Source organism: Kitasatospora cinereorecta (assembly GCF_024172095.1).
Classification (GTDB): domain Bacteria; phylum Actinomycetota; class Actinomycetes; order Streptomycetales; family Streptomycetaceae; genus Kitasatospora; species Kitasatospora cinereorecta.
In genome coordinates this window covers 1,054,812-1,075,109 of the sequence record NZ_JAMZDX010000004.1, presented here as the reverse complement: position 1 = coordinate 1,075,109, position 20,298 = coordinate 1,054,812, and the positions used below count along the sequence as shown (strand labels likewise).

19 protein-coding genes and 2 pseudogenes are annotated in these 20,298 nt (G+C 73.2%); 6 read left to right on the top strand and 15 right to left on the bottom strand.

All coding sequences use genetic code 11. The features are described 5' to 3' along the window. Positions 1–100 precede the first annotated feature (100 nt). The 8 genes from FHR36_RS25310 to FHR36_RS25275 form a co-directional block, all read right to left on the bottom strand. On the bottom strand, positions 101–1,063 hold the full coding sequence (locus FHR36_RS25310; protein WP_253800742.1) for a cytochrome c oxidase assembly protein: 963 nt from the start codon (positions 1,061–1,063) through the stop codon (positions 101–103). 165 nt (positions 1,064–1,228) lie between these two features. Beyond that, the gene (locus FHR36_RS25305) at positions 1,229–2,227 is read right to left on the bottom strand and encodes a 2-hydroxyacid dehydrogenase (RefSeq protein WP_253800466.1); all 999 of its coding nucleotides are present in this window, start codon (positions 2,225–2,227) and stop codon (positions 1,229–1,231) included. A gap of 98 nt (positions 2,228–2,325) precedes the next feature. Further along, on the bottom strand, positions 2,326–3,351 hold the full coding sequence (locus FHR36_RS25300; protein WP_253800465.1) for a 6-phosphofructokinase: 1,026 nt from the start codon (positions 3,349–3,351) through the stop codon (positions 2,326–2,328). Between the two features lie 294 nt (positions 3,352–3,645). Beyond that, on the bottom strand, positions 3,646–4,374 hold the full coding sequence (locus FHR36_RS25295; RefSeq protein ID WP_253800464.1) for a type 1 glutamine amidotransferase: 729 nt from the start codon (positions 4,372–4,374) through the stop codon (positions 3,646–3,648). A gap of 116 nt (positions 4,375–4,490) precedes the next feature. Then, entirely contained in the window at positions 4,491–5,747 is a 1,257-nt protein-coding gene (locus FHR36_RS25290) for a Mur ligase family protein (protein WP_253800463.1), read from the bottom strand. 121 nt (positions 5,748–5,868) lie between these two features. Then, positions 5,869–7,224, bottom strand: coding sequence for a GNAT family N-acetyltransferase (locus FHR36_RS25285; RefSeq protein WP_253800462.1), 1,356 nt, complete (start codon positions 7,222–7,224; stop codon positions 5,869–5,871). A 93-nt stretch (positions 7,225–7,317) separates the two neighbouring features. Beyond that, the gene (locus FHR36_RS25280; protein WP_253800461.1) at positions 7,318–8,802 is read right to left on the bottom strand and encodes a pyridoxal phosphate-dependent decarboxylase family protein; all 1,485 of its coding nucleotides are present in this window, start codon (positions 8,800–8,802) and stop codon (positions 7,318–7,320) included. 99 nt (positions 8,803–8,901) lie between these two features. Next, positions 8,902–10,002, bottom strand: coding sequence for a hypothetical protein (locus FHR36_RS25275; protein ID WP_253800460.1), 1,101 nt, complete (start codon positions 10,000–10,002; stop codon positions 8,902–8,904). A gap of 276 nt (positions 10,003–10,278) precedes the next feature. Here FHR36_RS25275 and FHR36_RS25270 point away from each other — a divergent pair, with 276 nt between their 5' ends. Further along, positions 10,279–10,554: a hypothetical protein gene (locus tag FHR36_RS25270; RefSeq protein WP_253800459.1), complete on the top strand. Its 276-nt coding sequence runs from the start codon at positions 10,279–10,281 to the stop codon at positions 10,552–10,554. Positions 10,555–10,599: 45 nt separating this feature from the next. After that, positions 10,600–12,426 carry a glutamine--fructose-6-phosphate transaminase (isomerizing) gene (glmS, locus tag FHR36_RS25265; RefSeq protein ID WP_253800458.1) on the top strand — a complete coding sequence of 609 codons (1,827 nt, stop codon included), beginning with the start codon at positions 10,600–10,602 and terminating at the stop codon, positions 12,424–12,426. Positions 12,427–12,489: 63 nt separating this feature from the next. On the opposite strand, the gene FHR36_RS25260 is transcribed toward glmS, so the two are convergent. From FHR36_RS25260 to FHR36_RS25250, 3 genes are all read right to left on the bottom strand, one after another. After that, a complete protein-coding gene (locus FHR36_RS25260; protein ID WP_253800457.1) occupies positions 12,490–13,593 on the bottom strand; it encodes a calcium:cation antiporter in 1,104 nt (367 codons plus the stop codon). 68 nt (positions 13,594–13,661) lie between these two features. Then, positions 13,662–14,408, bottom strand: a complete 747-nt coding sequence (locus tag FHR36_RS25255; protein WP_253800456.1) for a YqjF family protein — start codon at positions 14,406–14,408, stop codon at positions 13,662–13,664. A 32-nt stretch (positions 14,409–14,440) separates the two neighbouring features. Then, entirely contained in the window at positions 14,441–15,196 is a 756-nt protein-coding gene (locus tag FHR36_RS25250; RefSeq protein WP_253800455.1) for a helix-turn-helix transcriptional regulator, read from the bottom strand. A 161-nt stretch (positions 15,197–15,357) separates the two neighbouring features. Between FHR36_RS25250 and folE the strand changes: the two are divergent. After that, a pseudogene (gene folE, locus FHR36_RS39510) lies at positions 15,358–15,804 on the top strand (GTP cyclohydrolase I); the annotation flags it as partial. Here the strand turns inward: folE and FHR36_RS25240 are convergent. Together FHR36_RS25240 and FHR36_RS25235 are read right to left on the bottom strand one after the other, a co-directional pair. Beyond that, positions 15,799–16,062 (bottom strand): annotated as a pseudogene (locus tag FHR36_RS25240) (glycosyltransferase); the annotation flags it as partial. The pseudogenes folE and FHR36_RS25240 sit on opposite strands and share 6 nt — an antisense overlap. Further along, entirely contained in the window at positions 16,059–16,859 is an 801-nt protein-coding gene (locus FHR36_RS25235; RefSeq protein ID WP_253800454.1) for a MerR family transcriptional regulator, read from the bottom strand. The gene FHR36_RS25235 and the pseudogene FHR36_RS25240, both read right to left, overlap by 4 nt. 153 nt (positions 16,860–17,012) lie before the next feature. On the opposite strand from FHR36_RS25235, the gene FHR36_RS25230 reads away from it, so the two are divergent. Beyond that, the gene (locus FHR36_RS25230; protein ID WP_301330541.1) at positions 17,013–17,906 is read left to right on the top strand and encodes a polysaccharide deacetylase family protein; all 894 of its coding nucleotides are present in this window, start codon (positions 17,013–17,015) and stop codon (positions 17,904–17,906) included. Here the strand turns inward: FHR36_RS25230 and FHR36_RS25225 are convergent. Continuing rightward, positions 17,878–18,504 carry a DUF6629 family protein gene (locus FHR36_RS25225; RefSeq protein ID WP_253800453.1) on the bottom strand — a complete coding sequence of 209 codons (627 nt, stop codon included), beginning with the start codon at positions 18,502–18,504 and terminating at the stop codon, positions 17,878–17,880. The genes FHR36_RS25230 and FHR36_RS25225 overlap by 29 nt on opposite strands. 76 nt (positions 18,505–18,580) lie before the next feature. On the opposite strand from FHR36_RS25225, the gene FHR36_RS25220 reads away from it, so the two are divergent. After that, positions 18,581–19,171, top strand: coding sequence for a GNAT family N-acetyltransferase (locus FHR36_RS25220; RefSeq protein WP_253800452.1), 591 nt, complete (start codon positions 18,581–18,583; stop codon positions 19,169–19,171). Positions 19,172–19,223: 52 nt separating this feature from the next. Continuing rightward, entirely contained in the window at positions 19,224–19,793 is a 570-nt protein-coding gene (locus FHR36_RS25215) for a suppressor of fused domain protein (protein ID WP_253800451.1), read from the top strand. 8 nt (positions 19,794–19,801) lie between these two features. Here FHR36_RS25215 and FHR36_RS25210 read toward each other — a convergent pair whose 3' ends face one another. Continuing rightward, positions 19,802–20,215, bottom strand: coding sequence for a VOC family protein (locus FHR36_RS25210; RefSeq protein ID WP_253800450.1), 414 nt, complete (start codon positions 20,213–20,215; stop codon positions 19,802–19,804). Positions 20,216–20,298: the final 83 nt, after the last annotated feature.

Sequence of the window (20,298 nt, the reverse complement as noted above, 5' to 3'; positions counted from 1 at the left end):
GGCGGCCCGGACCGGCCCACGGCGGCGCGGCGGACACGCGAAAGCCCCGCCCCACGCACGGCGGTGGGACGGGGCTCCGGGACTCCGGGGCGGACGCGGGTCAGCCGGCGTCGGTGGCGCGCTGACCGCGCTTGTGCAGCGAGGCCAGGTACGCGTTGTACGCGGCGAGCTCGGCGTCGCCGTCGCGGTCGGCGGCGCGGTCGCGGCGGCGGGCCTGCCGTTCCTCCGAGCGGGCCCACTGCAGGGTGAGGGCGATCAGCACGATCGCGGTCGGGATCTCGCCGAACGCCCAGGTGATGCCGCCGGCGATCTTCTGGTCGTTGAGCAGGTTTGTGCCGGGCGGGGCGGCGGCGCCGCTGAAGGTGGTCACCAGCTCGCTGGAGGCCATCATCACGGCCACGCCGAAGAAGGCGTGGAAGGGCATGCCCATGAACAGCTCGATGATCCGCATCACGAAGCCGGGGCGGTTGGGGCCCGGGTCGACGCCCATGATCGGCCAGAAGAACAGCATGCCGACCGCGAGGAAGTGCGCCATCATCCCGATGTGCCCGATCCGGTAGCGCATCAGGAAGTCGAACAGCGGGGTGAAGTAGAGCACGTACAGGCTGGCGACGAACAGCGGGATGGTGACCGCCGGGTGCGAGATCACCCGGACGTACCGGCTGTGCAGCAGTGCCACCAGCACCTCGCGCGGGCCGCGGCCGCTGCCCTTGGGGGCCGGGCGCAGCGCGCGCAGGGCGAGGGTGATCGGCGCGCCGAGCAGCAGCAGGATGGGGGAGAGCATGGAGAGCACCATGTGCTGCATCATGTGGGCGCTGAACAGGACCATGCCGTAGTCGTTCAGCCCGGTGTTGGTGACCAGCAGGATGGTGGCGACGCCGAGGACCCAGGCGATCAGCCGTCCGACCGGCCAGCGGTCGCCGCGGCGCACGAGCCGGACCGTGCCGGCGACGTACAGGCCGAGGGCCAGCGCGCAGCCGACCAGGAACGGCCAGTCCGGGGACCACTCCAGGGCACGGTGGAGGGTGAACGGGCCGAGTGTCTCCCCTCCGTGGTGGTGCATCCCTGCCATGCCGTCGCCCATCGGCCGGCCCCGCTTTCGTCATGCCGCCCGGGCCGGCCGCAGGCGGCCCGGTCCGGTTCGTCCGTTTTGCTTCCGCCCTAGCCTAGGTGGCGCTTACACCGGACCTTCACGCGCCCCCGCCGGCCGGGCCCGGCCCCGCCCCGGTCAGGCCTCCGCGGGGACCAGGACGTTCTCGCTCCGCCGGCCGGCCGCGAAGTCGTCGACGTTGCGCAGGGTGGCCGCGATGATCTGGCCGACCGCGGTCCGGGTGAAGTACGCCTGGTGCGAGGTGACGATCACCTGCGGGAAGGTCATCAGCCGGGCCAGGACGTCGTCGGTGACCCCGTGGATCGAGCGGTCGGTGAAGAAGACGCCGGTCTCCTCCTCGTAGACGTCCAGGCCGACCCCGGCCAGCCGGCCGGCCCGGAGGTTCTCCACCAGGGCGGCGCTGTCGACCAGGCCGCCGCGGCTGGAGTTCACCAGGATCGCGTCCGGCTTCATCCGGGCCAGCGCGGCGGCGTCGATCAGGTGGTGGGTGTCCGGCAGCAGCGGTACGTGCAGGCTGACCAGGTCGCTGCTCGCCAGCAGCTCGTCCAGGCCGGTGTAGGTCATGCCGAGGTCCAGGCAGGCCCGGGCGGGCGCGACGTCCCAGCCGAGCAGGCGGGTGCCGAAGCCGTGCGCGATCCGGGCGAAGGCGGTGCCGATCCTGCCGGTGCCGACCACGCCGACGGTCATCCCGTGGATGTCCCGGCCGAGCAGGCCGTCCAGGCGGAAGTCGAAGTCGCGGGTGCGGGTGGCCGCCCGCAGCAGCCGCCGGTTGACCGCGAGCGCCAGCGCCCAGGCGTGCTCGGCGACCGCGTACGGGCTGTACTCGGACACCCGGGCCACGGTCAGCCCGAGCTTCTCGGCGGCGGCCAGGTCGATGTTGTTGAACCCGGTGGAGCGCTGGGCGATCAGCCGGGTGCCGCCAGCCGCCAGGACGGCCAGCGTCGCGGCGTCCAGCTCGGCGTTGACGCTGCTGCTCACCGCCGGGTGGCCGGCCGCCAGCGGTGCGGTGTCGCGGTCGAGGGTGACCTCCAGGCACCGCAGCTCGTGGCGCGCCGCGAAGGCGCTCTCCAGCAGGGGCCGCTCGTCGGTCTGCACGCCGTACGCGAGGATCTGCACGGACCCACGGTAGCCCGGTCGGCCGGGCCGGTGGGCCGGGCTCGCGGAAGACGCGAAGGCCCCCGCGCGGGGCGGGGGCCGTCACGGGTGCTGCGGTGTCAGATGACGGTCTCGGCCTCGACGTAGCGCTCGGCCGGGACGGTCTTCAGCTCGGCGACCGCCTCGGCGAGCGGCACCAGCCGGATCTCGGTGCCCTGCAGCGCGGTGATCTGGCCGAACGCGCCCTTGTGGGCGGCCTCCACGGCGTGCCAGCCGAACCGGGTGGCGAGCACGCGGTCGTACGCGGTCGGGGTGCCGCCGCGCTGGGTGTGGCCGAGGATGACCGGGCGGGCCTCCTTGCCGAGCCGGTGCTCCAGCTCGCGGGAGAGCTGGGTGGCGATGCCGGTGAACCGCTCGTGGCCGTACATGTCCTTGGTGCCCTCCTCCCACGGCATGGTGCCGGGCTCGGGCTTGGCGCCCTCGGCGCAGACCACGATGGCGAACTTCTTCTGCCGCTCGAAGCGTTCGCGGACCACCTCGGTGAGCTTGTCGATGTGGAACGGGCGCTCCGGGACGACGATCGCGTGGGCGCCGGCGGCCATGCCCGCGTTCAGGGCGATCCAGCCGGTGTGGCGGCCCATCACCTCGACGACCATCACGCGCTGGTGCGACTCGGCGGTGGTCTTCAGCCGGTCCAGCGCGTCGGTGGCGACGGTCACGGCGGTGTCGAAGCCGAAGGTGACGTCGGTGCAGGCGATGTCGTTGTCGATGGTCTTGGGGACGCCGACCACCGGCAGGCCGCCGTCGCTCATCAGCTTGGCCGCCTTGAGCGTGCCCTCGCCGCCGATCGGGATGACCGCGTCGATCCCGAGGTCGGCGCAGAGCTTCTTGGCGCGCTCCACGCCGTCCCGCAGGTGGCTCGGCTGGACCCGGGAGGAGCCGAGGATCGTGCCGCCCTGGGCGAGGATGCCGCTCACCGAATCCAGGGTCAGCGGGCGGTGCACACCCTCCAGGAGACCGCGCCAGCCGTCCTGGAAGCCGATGATCTCGTCGCCGTGGTCGACCACCCCCCGGTGGACCACGGAACGGATCACGGCGTTCAGGCCGGGGCAGTCACCGCCGCTGGTCAGGACACCAATACGCATTGCTTTGCAACTCCCCTGGGGGCACCCCCGGCCGGCAGGGCCGGGAGTTGTTCCGGACGGCCGGACTGGTGGGTGGGAATCGGGCGAAACGCCCGAAACCAGCGATGCTGCACAGCATACGGTTCCTGTGTCCGGCCGGGCAGGAACCGACGCGGGTGCGGCATCCTCGACGCGCCACGCGAAACTGCGGCCGGGCCACACCGAGGAGGGTGTGCGGCCGGGCCTCTCCATTCTTCTATGAACTCGCCCTTTTGTGGTCCGGCCGACCACATCGCGGTCAGCCGGACCGGTGGCTCACGCCGGGCGGGTGGTGGCGGCGATGCGCTCCGTGCGGAGCGCGTCGTACCAGGTGGTGTCGGCCGGCGGGAGCGCGTTGACGTCCAGGGCCAGCTTGAGCAGCATGTCCGCGACGGCGGGGTTGCGGGCCATCACCGGGCCGTGCAGGTAGGTGCCGAAGACGGTGTCCCGCCAGGCGCCCTCGGTGCCGTCGCCGGTGCCGTTGCCCCGGCCGACCTGGACGTGCGCGAGCGGGGTGACGCCCTCGCCGAGGTGGGTGACGCCCTGGTGGTTCTCGAAGCCGGTCAGCTGCGGCAGGCCGAGCTGCGGGTCGACGTCGGCGAGCACGTCGCCGACGCACCGGGCGCCCTCGCCGCGGGTGGTCCACACGTCGAGCAGGCCGAGGCCCGGCTCGCGCTCCCCGAGGTCGTTGACGAACTCGTGGCCGAGGATCTGGAAGCCGGCGCAGACCGAGAAGATGATCGCGCCGTTCTCGGCGGCCCGCACCAGGCCGCCGTCGTTGCGCAGCCGCTCGGCGGCCAGGCGCTGCGGGCGGTCCTCGCCGCCGCCGATCAGGTAGATGTCGCCGGAGGTCGGCACCGCCTGGTCGGAGCGGACGTCGATCCGGGTCACCCCGAGGCCGCGCTGGCGGGCGCGGCGCTCGACGACCAGCGCGTTGCCGCGGTCGCCGTACGTGCTGAGCAGGTCCGGGTAGACCCAGACCAGCCGCAGGTTGCTCTCACTCATCTTGCTGGCAGGCCTTCCGTACTGCGATCCGTACTGGGGCTGGGCACCGTACTGCTGCCCGGCCGCGCCGTACTGCGGGTCCGATCCGTACTGAGGGTGGGGCGGCGGTATCGACATCAGGCGACGACCGCCTTGCGCAGCTGCTGGAAGGCCGTGTAGTTGGCGATCGCCTCGATCCGGCCGGCCGGGGCGGCGGCCACGGCCTCGGCGAGGGTGTCGACGACCTGGAACTGCAGGCCGGCCACCTCCAGGCGGACGGCGAGGTCGAGCTTGCGCTGGCCCATGACGAAGATCGGGTGCCCGGCGAGGCGCTCGTAGTCCACGTCCCACAGCCAGGAGGTGTCGGTGCCATCGGCGTCGAGCGCGTTGACCGAGAGCACCACCGGGGCCGGCGGGCCGTCGATCAGCGAGAAGGTCTCCAGCCAGCCGGCCGGGTTCTTGGCCAGCAGCAGCCTTATGTCGCGGCCCTGGAACTGGACCACGTCGTAGCGGCCGGCCACCGCGGTGACCGACTGCATGCGCTGCAGGGCGACCTGCGGGGCGACGCCGAAGACGGCGGCGACCGCGGCCGAGCTGGTGGCGTTGGCCAGGTTGGCCCGGCCGGGCAGCTGGAGCTGGATCGGCCAGGCGCCGCGGTGCGGGTCGATCACGTGGGTGCCCTGGAGCGCCCAGTGCGGGTTGGGGCGGCGGAAGCCGCACTCGCCGCAGAACCAGTCGTCGCCGGGGCGCTGCATCACGCCGCCGCAGGACGGGCAGGACCAGGCGTCCTCCTTCCACGCCTGTCCGGCGGCCACCCAGACCACCTTCTTGCAGGAGGAGGCGGCCCAGGTGACCAGCGGGTCGTCGGCGTTGGCGACGATGACCGCGTCGGTGTCCTTGAGGCCCTCGCGCCACTTCTCGGCCATCATCCGGGTCTCGGCGGCGCGGTCGAGCTGGTCGCGGGAGAGGTTCAGCAGAGCTATGACCTTCGGCCGGGTGTCCCGGGCGACCATGGCCAGGTACTTCTCGTCCACCTCGATCACGCCGAACTTGGCGTCCGAGCCGCCGGCCAGGGCGGCGGTGATGCCGGCCGGCATGTTGGCGCCGAGGGCGTTGGAGACCACGGGGCCGGCGGCGCGCAGCGCCTCGGCGATCAGCCGGGTGGTGGTGGTCTTGCCGTTGGTGGCGCTGACCAGCACGACGTCCAGGTGCTCGGCGAGGGTCGCCAGCAGGTCCGGGTCGAGCCTCAGGGCGATCTTGCCGCCGATCACCGAGCCACTGCCACGACCGGCCTTCTGCGAGAGCGCGGCGGCCATCTTGCCGGCCGTCACGGCGATCTTTGCGCGGGCGGGCAGCGAGGCGTCGCGCGCGGCTTCCGAATCGGTGCCTGGCATGCTCAGTGGTTCCTCCTTGCTGCAACGACCTCCCTGCGGAGGGCGGGGACGGGGCCAGCCTACCGACTCCTGACCGGAGCCTTGAGCAGGCCCCGCCACCGAACGTCGCCCCCGACGTGCGCTAACGGGTCGCCCAGGGGGCGGGCAGTTTGTCGGCGGCCTCCGCCAGGTGAGCGGTGATCACCAGGGTGCCGTCCTCCACCTGGTAGTCCAGCGGGGCGGACAGGCGCCGCATGGTGGCGATCAGGCCGGTGTTGGCGGAGGTGGTGACCGCGTAGACGGTCCGCACCCCGGCCTGCAGCGCCAGGGCCGCCATCCGGCGCAGCAGGTCCACCCCGAGGCCGCGGCGCTGCCAGGCGTCCTCGACCAGCAGGGCGACCTCGGCGCCGTCGTCGTCCCACATCAGGTGGGCGAGGGCGACGATCCGACCGTCCTCGGTCTCCACCGCCAGGGTCTGCCCGTGCCGGGCGTCGAGCAGGTGGTCGAGGTAGCGGTCGGCGTCGCCGACCGGGCCGTGGTAGCGCTTGCGGAGGGTGTCGGGGGAGCAGCGGTGGTGCATGGCGAGGGCGGCGGGCTTGTCCTCGGGCACCGCCCGGCGGACGGTCAGGTGCGAGCCCTCCGCCTGGGTCAGCCGTGCCTCGTCCTGCGGGACGCGCGGCCCGAGCAGGCTGTCGAGTTCGACCAGGGCCTGGGCGCGGGCGAACTCGGTGGGGGTGAAGGGCAGGTGCGGCCGGCTGAGCTCGATCAGGTCGCCGCCGGGGACGGGCAGTCGCATCACGTGGCCGTCCACCCCGGCCGGGACGCCGCGGCCGCGGTCCGGGTACTGCCGGATGGTGGAGCGGCCGAACAGCTGGCGCAGCGCGACCGGCAGCTCGGCGGCGTCCAGCGCGGTACGGGTGGCCAGCGCCAGCACGTGGGTGGGGACGTCCACCAGTTCGTGGGCGTCCGCCTCGTCGGTCCAGATGTCCCGGCCGCCGGCGGCGGCCAGCGCGGCGGTCAGTTCCGCGCGGGAGAGGCCGCCGGGGGCGCGGACCAGGAATTCGTCGACCGTGCCGGTGGGCAGCGGGTGGGCCTGCATCGAGATGATGTTGACCTGTCGCTCGGCCAGGGCCGTGCAGATCCGCGCCAGGCTGCCGGGGGAGTCCTCGACGGTGATGCGGATCCGCCACAGCACGGTGGCCCCGGCCTCGGGCAGCGGGCCGTTCACCGGGTGCCCCCCGGGCGGTGCCGGGGTGTCGGGCGCGGGCGGCCCGTGCGGCCTGCGGTGGGCCCACCAGGCGTGGAACACCGCCGTGGCGGCCAGGGCCGCGGCCGAGGCGACCAGCAGGACCGGTCCGTCGTGGCCGTGCACCACGACGTTGGCGACGAGGTCGGCCGTGGCGACGGCCGTGAAGACCGCCGCGAGTTCGGCCGTGTCCCGCCGCCAGCGGTGGGTGCGGTTGGAGTTTCTGGTCCGGGCGTTCGCGAATTCATCCATACCGGCATGGTGACCCGCTGCTGTTTCGCGATCACGAATCCCCCGTGACCTGTTGGTAAATGTCTCCGTGTCCCCGTTGGACGCGCGCCGGTGCTATTCCGTTCCCCGACGCGCGGTCAGCTCGGCACCCGCCGATCGTACTTCCTCCAGCAGGAGGCGCAGGTCCGCCTCGGTGGTGGCGGCATTCAGCAGGCAGGCCCGGAGCATTTCCCGGCCCCGGTGCAGGGCGCCGGTGACGAATACCCGCCCGCGCAGCTGGACGGCGACCGGCAGCTCCTTGTTGACGGTGTCCAGTCGCTTTTCGTCGATGCCGGCCGGGCGGTAGCGGAACGCCACGATCGAGGTCTCCACCGGAGCCACCAGCTCCAGTTCCGGGTCGGCCGCCACCAGCTCGCCGAGGGTACGGGCCAGCTCGGTGCAGCGGGCGATGTCGGCGGCCACCCCGGCCCGGCCGCGGTGGGCGATCGAGGCCCACACCTTCAGCGAGCGGAACGGGCGGGTCTGCTCGGTGCCGTACTCGGAGAACCAGCCGAGCGCGCCAGCCGCCTCGTCGCGCAGGTAGGAGGGGACCAGGCTGAAGGTGGAGCGCAGCTCCTCCGGGTCGCGGACCAGCGCGCAGCCGCAGTCCACCGGGACGCCCAGCCACTTGTGCGGGTCGAGGGCGAGCGAGTCGGCGCGGTCCATCCCCGCGTAGAGGTGTGCGATCACCGGGTCGAGCGCGCCGAAGGCGCCGTACGCCCCGTCGACGTGGAGCCACAGCTCCTCCTCGGCGCACAGGTCGGCGATCGGGTCGAAGGGGTCGACCGCGCCGGTGCCGACGGTGCCGGCCGAGGCCACCACCAGGAAGGGCAGCCGCCCGGCCGCCCGGTCCTCGGCGATCGCGGCGCGCAGCGCGGCCAGGTCCAGGTGGCCGTCGGCGTCGGTGGCCACCGTGCGCAGGTGGCGGCTGCCCAGGCCCAGCAGCTCGGCGGCCTTGCGGACGCAGGAGTGGGTCTCCCCGGTGACGTAGCCGACCAGCGGCGGGAGGCCGGACAGGCCCTGCTCGCGCACGTCCCAGCCGATCCGGCGGGCGGCGCGGCCGCGGGCGGCGGCCAGGCAGACGATGGTGGCCATCGAGGTGCCGGAGGTGAGCAGCCCGGCGCCGGCCGGGTGCGGGAAGCCGACCAGCTCGGCGATCCAGCGGACCACCGCCCGCTCCAGGTGGACGTCCGCGTGGTCGCCGCCGGCCGAGCTGGGGTTCATCGCCGAGGCGGCCAGGGTGGCGAGCACGCCGGCCGGCTGCGGGGCGGAGTTCACCCAGCCGAAGAAGCGGGGGTTGCCGTTGCCCATCGGGGCCGGCATCACCCGCTCGGCGATCACCTTGAGCAGCTCGGCCAGGTCAGCGCCGTGCTCGGGGAGCTCCAGCTCCAGCAGGGACTGCCGCTCGGCCGGGTCCATCGGCTGCCAGACCGGCCGCCCGGGCAGCTCGGCGAGGTAGTCGGACACCAGCTCGGCGGTGGCCCGGGCGGCGGTGCGGAAGTCGTCCGTCCGGTGGTCGCCGGTACTGCTGGTGGTGTCGGTGCGGCTGGCGTCGGTCACGGCGCGGCTCCGGTGGTGCGCGGGGAGGGTGCGGCGCCGTCGACGCACCCGGGGTGGTGCCGATCGTAGAGCAACCACCCCGGGCGGGAACCGGGTGGTTCAGTCCAATGTGGCGGCCAGGCCGCTGGCGCTGCGGCAGTAGCCCTGGATCTCCTTGCTGGTGATCTTGCTGCACAGCCGGGCCGCCGCACCGTTCTCGGTGTAGTTGACGGTGTAGTAGCTGACCAGGCCGTCGGTGCAGGCCTTGCGCTGCCAGCCGTCCTTGGCGGTGGCGCACTGCTGGGCCGCCCAGTCCTCGCGGTCCAGGTTGTACTTCATGGTCCGCGAGCCGACGCCGCGGCTGCAGTCGGTCGAGCCGCCGCCCGCCTGCAGGCACCACTTCAGCGCGTCGGAGAACGCCTCCGGGTGGTTGGCATAGTCGTGCGAGCTCAGATAGAAGGTCGGCGCGTAGAAGAAGCAGGCGGACTGGAACAGCGAGGGCTGCTCCGGGCAGGGGTAGAGCGGCTCCTTGGCGAGCTTGTCCTGCGGCAGGTTCGCCTTGGCCTTCTCGTCCTCCTCGTCCGGGGCGAACAGCTGCATGAAGACGCCCTCGGAGCAGGTGATCCGCATGCTGGTGGTCGGGAACTTGTTGCACAGCTCGCGGGCCTGCGGGATGTCCTGCTTGGTGACGAACATGATGCCGTGGCCCACGCCGTGGATGCACGGGCCCTTGTTGGCCGGTGCGCACAGCTTCAGGATGTCGCCCTGCGGGTCCTTGGAGTTGGCCAGCATCTCCTCGACCGCGCCGTGCAGGTAGCCCGCCGCGCAGGTCTCGTGCGGGAAGGAGATGACCTTCTGGAAGTCCTCCTTGTACCGCTGGACCGCCGCGTGGCCGAGCTCGTGCGCGATCGGGTGGCAGAACCGCACGGTGTACGGCTTGTCCTTGGTGATCTTGTCCAGGTCGGCGAGTGCGACACCCGGGTCGGTCGCGTCCATCTCGGTCATCAGCTTGTTGCGCAGGGTCGAGCGGGTCCACACCGCCGGGTCGCCGGTCGGCGACGGCGAGCCCGACGCGCCGGGCGCGGGGGCGGCGGCGCCGGCCGGAGCGGCCGCTGCCGCGGTCGGCACGGTGGCCGGCGTCCAGTCGGTCAGCATCACCGCCCCCAGGCCCAGCGCACCCAGCAGGACGGCAGTGATGATCGCGAAGATCCGCGGATGCATGACGAGAATTCCCCCGGTTGGCGACACGGACGGCAGGCGCTCCCATCCTGACGGCAACCGGCCGGAAAGCACGGATCGGACACCGCCATTGGGGGGAGTGCCGGAAGACCGCCCAGGCACAGTGCGTACACCGTCCCACAACAACGGCGTCACATCATAGGACCGGCGTGTCCCCATTCCGTCACAGACCCGATCGGACGAGTGATCGACGCGACCCTGCCCGATTTCGGGCAGGATTCTTGGTGTTCCGGTCCGATCTGCCTAGGCTTCTCGACCATGCCCGCCTCACCCCACCCTCACGACGAGCTCCTCGCCCACCTCACCCGCACCACACCGCTGGCGCCGGGCGAGGCCGCGCGGGTGATCGCCGAGGTGCTGGCGTACTTCTCCGAGTCCACCGAGGAGTACGTCCGCCGCCGCCACGGTGAGCTGCAGGCCCGGGGACTGACCAACGAACGGATCTTCGCCCGCCTCGGCGCCGAACTCGACGCCCGCCGCGTGGCGGCCCCTCAGCTGTCCACCCGTCAGCTGCGCCGCATCGTCTACGGCTGAGCCCCTCCCGACCCTTCCTCCACCCCACGACCCCAGGAGACGACCATGTGCGGAATCGTGGCCTACATCGGCCCCAAGGACGCGACCACCTTCCTCCTCGAGGGCCTGCAGCGCCTGGAGTACCGCGGCTACGACTCCGCCGGCATCGCCGTCCTCGGCAAGGGCGGCGCACTCAAGGTCTGCAAGACCAAGGGCCGGGTCGCCGACCTCGCCGCCGCCGTCCCCGCCCGCTTCAAGGGCACCACCGGCATCGGCCACACCCGCTGGGCCACCCACGGCGTGCCCAGCGACGCCAACGCCCACCCGCACACCGACAACGCCGACCGGATCGCCGTCGTCCACAACGGCATCATCGAGAACGCCGACGAGCTGCGCGCCAGGCTCACCGCCGAGGGCGCGGTCTTCACCTCCGAGACCGACACCGAGGTGCTCGCCCACCTGATCTCCGCCCACGCGGCGAAGGACGGCGAGCTCGAGGACGCCGTACGCGCCGCCCTCAAGCTGGTGGTCGGCACCTACGGCATCGCCGTGGTCGACTCCGCCCAGCCCGACCGGATCGTGGTCGCCCGCAACGGCAGCCCCATCGTGCTCGGTATCGGCGAGAAGGAGATGTTCGCCGCCTCCGACGTCGCCGCCCTGGTCCGCTACACCCGCCAGGTCGTCCACCTCGAGGACGGCGAACTCGCCACCGTCCGCGCCGACGGCTTCCGCACCTTCACCGAGGACGCCCGCACCGTCACCCGCCAGCCCTCCACCGTGGACTGGGAGGTCGGCTCCTACGACACCGCCGGCTACGAGCACTACCTGCTCAAGGAGATCCACGAGCAGCCCGCCGCCGTCGAGCGCACCCTCAGCGGCCGCCTCGACGAGCGCTTCGCCACCGCCCACCTCGGGGGCCTCAACCTGGACGCCCGGGAGCTCCGCGAGATCCGCCGGGTCAAGATCCTCGGCTGCGGCTCCGCCTACTACGCCGGCGAGATGGGCGCCCAGCTGATCGAGGAACTGGCCCGCATCCCCGCCCACTCCGAGCCCGCCTCCGAGTTCCGCTACCGCAACCCGGTCATCGAGGCCGACACCCTCTACGTCGCGGTCAGCCAGTCCGGCGAGACCTACGACACCCTCGCCGCCGTCCAGGAGATCAAGCGCAAGGGCGGCCGCGTCCTCGGCGTCGTCAACACCGTCGGCAGCGCCATCGCGCGCGAGTGCGACGGCGGCATCTACCTGCACGCCGGCCCGGAGATCTCGGTCGCCTCCACCAAGGCCTTCACCTCCACCGTCATCGCCTTCGCCCTGCTCGCCCTGCACTTCGGCCGCATCCACGACCTCTCGCCCGCCGACGGCCGACGGATCGTCTCCGGGCTCAAGGCCCTGCCCGGCCACATCCGCGAGATCCTCGGGCAGGAGGAGCAGATCGCCGAACTCGCCGCCAAGTACGCCGACAACGCCGGAATGATGTTCATCGGTCGGGTTCGCGGCTACCCGGTGGCCCGCGAGGGCGCGCAGAAGCTCAAGGAGATCTCCTACGTCCACGCCGAGGCCTACCCCGCCAGCGAGCTCAAGCACGGCCCGCTCGCGCTGATCAGCCCCGAACTGCCCACCGTCGCCCTGGTGCCGGACGACGAGCTGCTCGACAAGAACCTCACCACGCTCGGCGAGATCAAGGCCCGCTCCGGCCGCGTCCTCGCCATCGGCCACCGCGCGCCCGAGGCCAAGCTCGCCGACCACTGCATCGTGGTGCCCAAGAGCGAGCCCGAGCTCGACCCGCTGCTCCTCAACATCCCGCTCCAGCTGCTCGCGTACCACGCGGCGGTCGCCCTGGGCCGGGACGTGGACAAGCCGCGCAACCTCGCCAAGAGCGTCACCGTCGAGTAGGCGGCCCTTTTGGGTCCTCGCCGTGCCGGGCTCACGGGCTCACGGGCTCACGGGCTCTCGGGCTCAGGGGCTCACGGCGAGGACCAGGTACGCGGCCAGTACCGCGAGGTGGACCCCGCCCTGCAGCGGGGTCGCCCGCTTCGGGATCACGGTCAGCGTGCCCACCGCGACGGTCAGCGCGAGCAGCACCAGGTGGGTCGGGCCGAGGCCCAGCAGCAGCGGGGTGCTCAGCCACGGCGAGGCGGCGGCCACCGCCGGAATGGTCAGGCCGATCGAGGCCAGCGCCGAGCCCAGCGCGAGGTTGAGACTGGTCTGCACCCGGTTGCGGATCGCCGCCCGCACCGCGGCGATCGACTCCGGTGCCAGCACCAGCAGCGCGATCACCACCCCCACCACCGTGGCGGGCAGTCCCGCCGCCACGACCCCGCGCTCGATCGTCGGCGACACGCCCTTCGCCAGGCCCACCACCGCCACCAGCGAGACCGCCAGCAGCGCGATGCTCGCCAGGCTCTCCCGGACGGTGGGCAGGCCGGCCTCGTCCACCGCGCTCTCCAGCACCTCGCCGGTCGGCGTCACCGGCAGGAAGTACTCCCGGTGGCGGACCGTCAGCGTCGCCACGAACAGGCCGTACAGCACGATCGACGCCGTCGCAGCGAACGCCAGCTGGGTCGGCGAGAACTCCGGGCCGGGCTTGGAGGTGGTGAACGTCGGCAGCACCAGGCTCAGCGTCGCCAGGGTGGCGATGGTGGCGAACGCCGCGCCGGTGCCCTCCGCGTTGAACACCGCCACCCGGTAGCGCAGCGCGCCCACCAGGATCGACGTCCCGAGGATCCCGTTGCAGGTGATCATGATCGCGGCGAACACGGTGTCCCGGGCCAGCCCCGCATTCTTCGCGCCGCCGTCCGCCATCAAGGTCACGATCAGCGCCACCTCGATGGTGGTCACCGCCACCGCCAGCACCAGCGACCCGTACGGCTCCCCGACCCGATGGGCGATCACCTCGGCATGGTGCACCGCCGACATCACCGCCCCGGCCAGGAAGCACGCCACCAGCACCACCACCGGCCACGGCAGCGGCCGGTGCCACGTCCCGATCAACAGCACGAACGCCAGCACCGGCGCGGCCGTCGTCCACTGGAGCGCAAGCGGGCGGTTCGCTGAGGCCATGCGCCCGAGCTTGGCAGACCCGCCGGTCGGTGATCGGAAGTGACACTCGCCCGCGGCTCGGGTCGCGCTCAGGTGGGGAGGGCGAAGCGGACCGGGACGCCGGGGGAGAACAGGACGCTCATCGGCGGTCCTTCGATGCCCGGGAGGCCGGCGGCACGGAGCAGCTCCTCGTCCAGGTCGAGCAGTTCGGCGCGGTGCAGAGGCCAGCGCGGGTGGGTGTTCGGGAGGTGGTAGAGGCGGCCGAAGGCAGTGTGGTGGAGGGCCCAGCGGGCGGTCAGGAAGTGCTCCAGGTCGGTGGGTTGCGCGACGGCCGCGCCCACCCGGACGGCCAGGCGGCAGCGGGCGCCGCGCGGGCCGGGCAGGCGCCGGCGGCTGTCGTACGCGACCGTGTCGCCGTCGCGGCGGATCGCCATCCGGGCCCACATGTAGGGCAGTCCGAAACCGAGGCGGGCGACCGCCACCGCGGCGAGACGGGACGCCTCCAGCGAGCGGAACACCACCGCGCGGCGGCCCTCGCGGTCGACCGAGTACAGGCGGACGTTGATCTCCGGGAAGGTCCCGAGGTAGGGGAGGCCGGGCAGGCCGAGCCAGCCGATCCGGTGCATCCGGAAGGCCACCAGGCCGACGTAGCTCAGGCCGTCCACGGTGTCCGGCGCCGTACCGGCGGGGAGCAGCGGCGCGACGGCGGCCGGGTCGACCGCCCAGTGCAGGAAGGTGAGGTCCAGCCAGGACTGGGTCAGTAGCGTCCGGCCGAGGTCCGACGGTCCGTCAGGGCTGACCGGGGCGGACGGCGTCGGCGGGATCGGCGGCTGCATACGGGTGATCGTACGACCGGAGCGGGCGGGCGTCAGGGGGTGTCGTCGCCGGAGCCGGTGGCAGCGGGCGCAGCGGTCGGGCGGAGGCGGACGCAGCACTCGCCCGAGGTCGGCGCGATGACCGCCTCCACGCCGGTCACCTCCAGGCCGTCGAGGTAGCCGCCGAGGAAGGCGTGGTTCATCCCGCAGACGAGGGCGGGGGCGCGGGCCGCCAGTGGGTGGAAGGGGCAGTTGCGCAGCCGTACCTCGGTCGCGCCCGGGCGGGCCGGTTCGAAGCCGTACGCCTCCAGCATCCGTTCGCACATGGTGAGCCCGCGTTCGGCGCCGAGGCGGCCGGGGCGGGCGGCGGCGCGGTCCAGTTCGCCGAGCCGGCGGCCGCGCCGGGCGGACACCTCGACGGCGGTGTCGGCCGCGCTCCGGCCGTCGCCCTCGGTCAGGACGGCCTCCAGCAGCAGTTCGGCGAGCAGTTCGGGGCGGCGTTCCGGGATGGTGACGGTGATCTGTGCGTCGGTGGGCTCGTACAGCTTCGGCTGGCGGCCGACCTTGCGGGGCGTGCCGGGGGTGCCGAAGTGCGACCTGAGCAGGCCCGCGTCGACCAGCTTGTCCAGGTGGAAGGCGGCGAGCTTGCGGGAGATGCCGACGCTCGCGGCGGCCTCGTCCCGGGTGACCGGGCGGCCGGCCCGCCGGACGAAGGCGAACATCCGCCGCCGGGACTCCTCGCCGAGCGCGCTCACGGAGTCGATCCCGTCCAGCGGCGGTGTTGTCGTCGCCGTCTCGTCACTGCCCACCCGGCCACGATAACTCCGACGCGGCCGGGTGGACCCGCGCCCGCGCGCCCATGGCCAGCCGCCTTGACGGGCTCCACGAATAAAGGCAACACTTGTTGGTGAAACTGCGGCGAAAGGGGTCGGCCATGGCCGGCGAGCAGCAGGTGCAGCAGGTCCAGGAGATGCAGCAGACGCACCGGATTCCGGTGAAGCCGGCGCTGCGGGTGGTCCGCGAGGCCGACGGCGTCGACCTCGCCGCGGCGGAGGAGGCCGCCGGGCAGTTCCTGCGGGCGCTGGGGATGCGGACCGACACGGAAGGGCTGAGCGGCACGCCGGCCCGGATGGCGCGGGCGTACGCCGAACTCTTCAGCCCCCGGCCGTTCGACCTGACCACCTTCCCCAACGAGGAGGGATACGACGAACTGGTGCTCGCCCGGTCCATCCCGATGCGCTCGGTGTGCGAGCACCACCTGCTGCCGTTCGTCGGCACCGCCCACGTCGGCTACCTGCCGGGACGGCGGATCCTCGGCCTGTCCAAGCTCGCCCGGGTCGTCGAGCACTTCGCCTGCCGCCCGCAGGTGCAGGAACGGCTCACCAAGCAGGTCGCCGACTGGTTGCAGGAGCACCTCGGCGGCGAAGCCCTCACCCAGCTCGGTGAGGAACGCGGACGCGGTGCGCATCAGTTCGCGCCGGTCGGAGACGTCGCCGCGGGCCCGGGCGTCGGCGGGCAGCCGGCGGAACTCCAGTCCGGCCGCGCGGACCAGTGGGGCGAAGGCGTCGGTCGTGGCGACGGCGACCTCGTACCCGGCGCGGCGCAGCCCTGCGCCCAGGCCCGTGTACGGCGCGACGTCGCCGCGCGAGCCGGCCGCCGCGATCAGGATCCTCATCGGTCCCCCTCGGAGTCGGTGCGGCCGCCACCGTGGCGGCTCGCGTTGGCGTGGACCGCCCGGCCCAGGTACGCGGCCAGTCCCGGTCGCTGCTGGGAGGGCGGGACGCGCATGGCGAAGGCGCGCGGGTCGGCGACGAAGTCGTCCGCGATGCGCCGGTGCATGGCGGGCGGGCAGGCGGTGAACCAGCGCGAGATGTGCAGGCGCTGCTCCTCGGCGAGGTCCATGGCCAGGTCGCCGTCGGCGGGTTCACCCTCGTCGAAGGCGGCGAGCAGCTCGGCGCGCCAGGCGGCGGCCTCCTTCATCAGCTGCCGCCAGTCCTCCTTGGTGAGGGCGGCGGCCCGGGTCATCGCCTCCAGCCGGCCCGCCGATCCGGCCCACTTCTCCTCCGCCCGGGTCGCGTAGCTCAGGTCGAAGGCGATCTCGCCGAACACCTCGAACCGCTCCTGGGGCGTCATCGCCACCCCGGTCTGCTGGACCTTGATCGCCCGCTCCGCCACGTCGACCAGCCGCTGGAGCCTGGCGATGTCCTCGCGCAGCCGGTGCTGGCGGTCCCGGAGGTACGTGAGCGCATTGGTCTGCGGGTCGCGCAGGATCTCGGCGATCTCGTCGAGGGTGAAGCCCAGCTCGCGGTAGAACAGGATCTGCTGCAGCCGCGCCAGGTCGGCGTCGTCGTAGAGCCGGTAACCGGCTCGGCTGCGGTCGCTCGGTGAGAGCAGCCCCGCCCGGTCGTAGTGGTGCAGCGTACGCACCGTCACCCCGGCGAACTCCGCCACCTGGCCCACGGAGTAGCTCATCGGCCCCCCTTTCCTCGTTCGGTCGATGATCAGCGTCAAGCCTGACGTGGGGGGAGGGTCAACCTCGCACCCGTCCGGGCCCGCCGGGACGTGGCCGCCCGCGCCGCTGCGTACCGTGGCGGGTGAGCGGCGCGGACGGACGGTGGTGGGCGGATGGCGGTGGGGCGGCGGGCGGTGCTGGGCGCGGTGGGGCTGGCGCTGGCGGGGTGCGCGGGCGGGCGGTCGGCGGGCCTGGCGCCGCCCGCGATGCCGTCGGCGAGCGGCGGGCGTACCGCGGCGACCGGGGCGTCGGAGCCCGCGCAGTCGGTGCGGTCGGCACCGTCGGCGCAGTCGGCGCAGTCGGGTGAACGGGAGGCGGTGGTGGCCCGGTACGCCGGGATCCGGCCGAGCGCCTGGGGCACGGACGTGGCCGGAGTGGTGACGCGGCTCCCGTCCGGTACGGCGGCGATCGCGCTGACCTTCGACGCGTGCGGCGGGCCGGGCGGCAGCGGCTACGACGCCGCGCTGATCGAGCTGCTGCGCTCGCACCGGGTCGCCGCCACGCTCTTCCTGAACGCCCGCTGGATCGACGCCAACCCCGTGGCCTTCCACGACCTCGCCGCCGACCCGCTGTTCGAGATCGGCAACCACGGCACCTCGCACCGCCCGCTCTCCGTCGACGGCCGCTCCGCGTACGGGATCAGCGGCACCCGGGACGTCGGCGAGGCGTACGACGAGGTGGCCGGCGACCGCGCGAAGCTCGCCGCGCTGCTCGGCCGTCCGCCCAGGTTCTTCCGCTCCGGGACCGCCCACTACGACGAGGTCGCCACCCGGATCGTGGCCGACCTCGGCGAACAGGTCGCGGGCTTCACCGTCAACGGGGACGCCGGGGCCACCTTCACCCCCGAGCAGGTCCGCTCCACCGTCGGCGCCGCCCGGCCCGGGGCGATCGTCATCTCCCACCTGAACCAGCCCGCCGGCGGCACCGCCCGCGGCTACGCCGCCGCCCTCCCCGCCCTGCTCGACGCCGGACGCACCTTCACCCGCCTGTCGGACGCCCTCCCATGACCGGCGCGGCCGAACCCCCGCGCACCCACCACAGCAGCACCACGCTCGCCACCGCCGCCAGCGCGCACCACGTCGACACGAACGCCAGCCGCCACAGCAGCCCGCACACCACCGCCCCGACGCCGACCAGCCACCCCAGCAGCCGCAGCCCCCGGTCCCCGCTCGACACCAGCGCCCCCACGGTGGCCAGCAGATACCCCGCCAGCAGCAGCGGCGCGAACGGCACACCGATCGCGTAGCCGAGCGTGTGGCCCTGCGGGTGCACCCCGATCCGCTGCGCGGCGACCGCGACCGTCAGCGGGACCGCCACCGCCAGCCCGACCACCGTGAACGCCGCCGCCCGTCGCCGACCCGTCGCCGCCCACACCCCGCCCGGCACCCACACCGGCAGCAGCGGCAACGCGACCACCGCCCACGGCGTCCGCGCCCACGCCGCCCCGGACCACACCGCCGCCTCCAGCAGCTGATGCACCCCCAGCAGCAGCGGCAGCGCGGCCAGCGGCAGCTGCCGCACCGAGGTGACCGAGGCCAGGCAGGCGATCCCGATCGCGCCGACCACCACCCCCGCGACCGTGTCCGCCTGGGCGCTCCAGCACATACCGCCAGGCTAGATCCTGTACGTGGACCGGGCAGGCCGACGGACCCGGGTCGAACGGGTGTGGCACGATGCGGCGATGACCTTCCAGCCGCCCGTACCCCCCGTCGTCCCCGCAGGTCGGATGGCCAGTGGGCCGCAACCGGTGCTGCCGCTGGACAGCGGGCTGGAGCTGCGACCCTGGCAGGTCGAGGACGCTCCCGTCCTGGCGGCGGCCGGCCGCGACCCGGGCATCCGGCAGTGGAACCTGCTGGCCGAGGAGACCGACGCCCAGGCCGAACAGCGGATCGAACGGATGCACCGGCGCCGGCAGGCCGAGACCGCCGTGATCTGGGCCGTCGCCGGGACCGACGGCGTCCCCGTGGGGCTGATCGGCTGGACCGGGATCGACCTCGCCGGCGGCAGCGCCGAGATCGTGTACTGGCTGCTCCCGGCGGGCCGCGGCCGCGGCGTCGCGGTCGAGGCGACCCGGCGGATCAGCCGCTGGGCCTTCGACGACCTCGGACTGCACCGGCTGACGCTCTGCCACTCCGTCGCCAACCCCGCCTCCTGCCGCGTCGCCGGGAAGGCCGGCTTCAGCTACGAGGGCACCATGCGCGGCGCCCTGCTCCACGAGAACGGCTGGCACGACCAGCACCTCCACGCCCTCCTCCGGAGCGACCCCGCGTAACGGAGGGCACCCCCCCGCCGGGCCGTTCCGGGCGTCCGGCAGGCTGGGGGACGTGCTGAGCCGCGTCGAGAAGTACCTCGCCCACCTCGACCGCCTGTCCGGCGGCGTCGAGCCCAGATTCTTTCCCGTGAAGTCCACCCGGCCGGGACTGCCCGGGGTGACCACGGTGGTCTACGACGGGCTGCCGGACGACCTGCTCACCGCCATCACCTACGGCGTCTCCCTGGCCGATCACGCCGACCGGCGCGGCGGCGCGCCGGAACTGTGCCTGAGCGTGCGCTCGACCGACGTCATCTGGGCGCACGCCCTCGGCCACCTCGCCGAGAGCCTGCGCGGCACCTGCCCGTTCACCTACGGAGACACCGTCAGCTTCGGGGAGCGGATCACCCCGGACTCCGACATGACGGCCTTCGTCGTCTTCGCCGCCGCGGTCCTCGACCGGGAGGACTGCACCGGCATCGACGTCTCGGTCCCCGGCCACGAAGGCCACGACGCCATCACCATCCAGGGTCTCCACCCCATCCACGAGGTCGAGCGGCAGTTCATCCAGGAGCACGGACTGGAAGCCTTCTGGCTGCGGGACCGGGACCTCTACGACGTCCGCCGGCCGCCCGTCGTCTGAACCCGCGGTCAGACCGGAGTGTCGGACCGATCGGGCGCGCCCTGCGGCACCGGTCGACTCCTGGTCAGGCAGAACGGATGCCCGGCCGGATCGACCAGCACCCGCCACCGGTCGCCGCCCGGCTGGTCCTTCGGCTTGGCCGCGCCCAGCTCCAGCAGGCCGGCCTCGGCCTCGTCGAGGTCGTCGACCGCGAAGTCGAGGTGCAGCTGCTGTGCGGCGGTCTGTCCGGGCCACTGCGGAGGCCGGTACTCGTCGACCCGCTGGAAGCCGATGAAGAGTCCGTCCTCGCGGGTGAGGCCGGCGAAGTCGCCGTCGGACCTGGGGTGGAGCTCGTACCCGGTGGCCTGCCGGTAGAAGGCGGCCAGCGCCTCGGGATCGGCGCAGTCGAGGGTGATCGCGGTGAGCTTCAGCTGGAGGGGCATGGCGACTCCGGGGAAACCGTCGGGTACGGACCGATGTGGTGTCCGACCGTAGTGATCGGCTCCGTGCGTTCGCGACCGCATTT

What these genes read in the sequence shown, in the direction of transcription:
- FHR36_RS25295 (WP_253800464.1), bottom strand. Translation starts at nt 4,374, where the DNA reads ATGAGTGAGAGCAACCTGCGGCTGGTCTGGGTCTACCCGGACCTGCTC.
- FHR36_RS25285 (WP_253800462.1), bottom strand. Translation starts at nt 7,224, where the DNA reads ATGGATGAATTCGCGAACGCCCGGACCAGAAACTCCAACCGCACCCAC.
- FHR36_RS25235 (WP_253800454.1), bottom strand. Translation starts at nt 16,859, where the DNA reads ATGAGCTACTCCGTGGGCCAGGTGGCGGAGTTCGCCGGGGTGACGGTG.
- FHR36_RS25210 (WP_253800450.1), bottom strand. Translation starts at nt 20,215, where the DNA reads ATGCCCCTCCAGCTGAAGCTCACCGCGATCACCCTCGACTGCGCCGAT.
- FHR36_RS25270 (WP_253800459.1), top strand. Translation starts at nt 10,279, where the DNA reads ATGCCCGCCTCACCCCACCCTCACGACGAGCTCCTCGCCCACCTCACC.
- FHR36_RS25255 (WP_253800456.1), bottom strand. Translation starts at nt 14,408, where the DNA reads ATGCAGCCGCCGATCCCGCCGACGCCGTCCGCCCCGGTCAGCCCTGAC.
- FHR36_RS25260 (WP_253800457.1), bottom strand. Translation starts at nt 13,593, where the DNA reads ATGGCCTCAGCGAACCGCCCGCTTGCGCTCCAGTGGACGACGGCCGCG.
- glmS (WP_253800458.1), top strand. Translation starts at nt 10,600, where the DNA reads ATGTGCGGAATCGTGGCCTACATCGGCCCCAAGGACGCGACCACCTTC.
- FHR36_RS25290 (WP_253800463.1), bottom strand. Translation starts at nt 5,747, where the DNA reads ATGCCAGGCACCGATTCGGAAGCCGCGCGCGACGCCTCGCTGCCCGCC.
- FHR36_RS25300 (WP_253800465.1), bottom strand. Translation starts at nt 3,351, where the DNA reads ATGCGTATTGGTGTCCTGACCAGCGGCGGTGACTGCCCCGGCCTGAAC.
- FHR36_RS25310 (WP_253800742.1), bottom strand. Translation starts at nt 1,063, where the DNA reads ATGCACCACCACGGAGGGGAGACACTCGGCCCGTTCACCCTCCACCGT.
- FHR36_RS25225 (WP_253800453.1), bottom strand. Translation starts at nt 18,504, where the DNA reads ATGTGCTGGAGCGCCCAGGCGGACACGGTCGCGGGGGTGGTGGTCGGC.
- FHR36_RS25220 (WP_253800452.1), top strand. Translation starts at nt 18,581, where the DNA reads ATGACCTTCCAGCCGCCCGTACCCCCCGTCGTCCCCGCAGGTCGGATG.
- FHR36_RS25230 (WP_301330541.1), top strand. Translation starts at nt 17,013, where the DNA reads ATGGCGGTGGGGCGGCGGGCGGTGCTGGGCGCGGTGGGGCTGGCGCTG.
- FHR36_RS25275 (WP_253800460.1), bottom strand. Translation starts at nt 10,002, where the DNA reads ATGCATCCGCGGATCTTCGCGATCATCACTGCCGTCCTGCTGGGTGCG.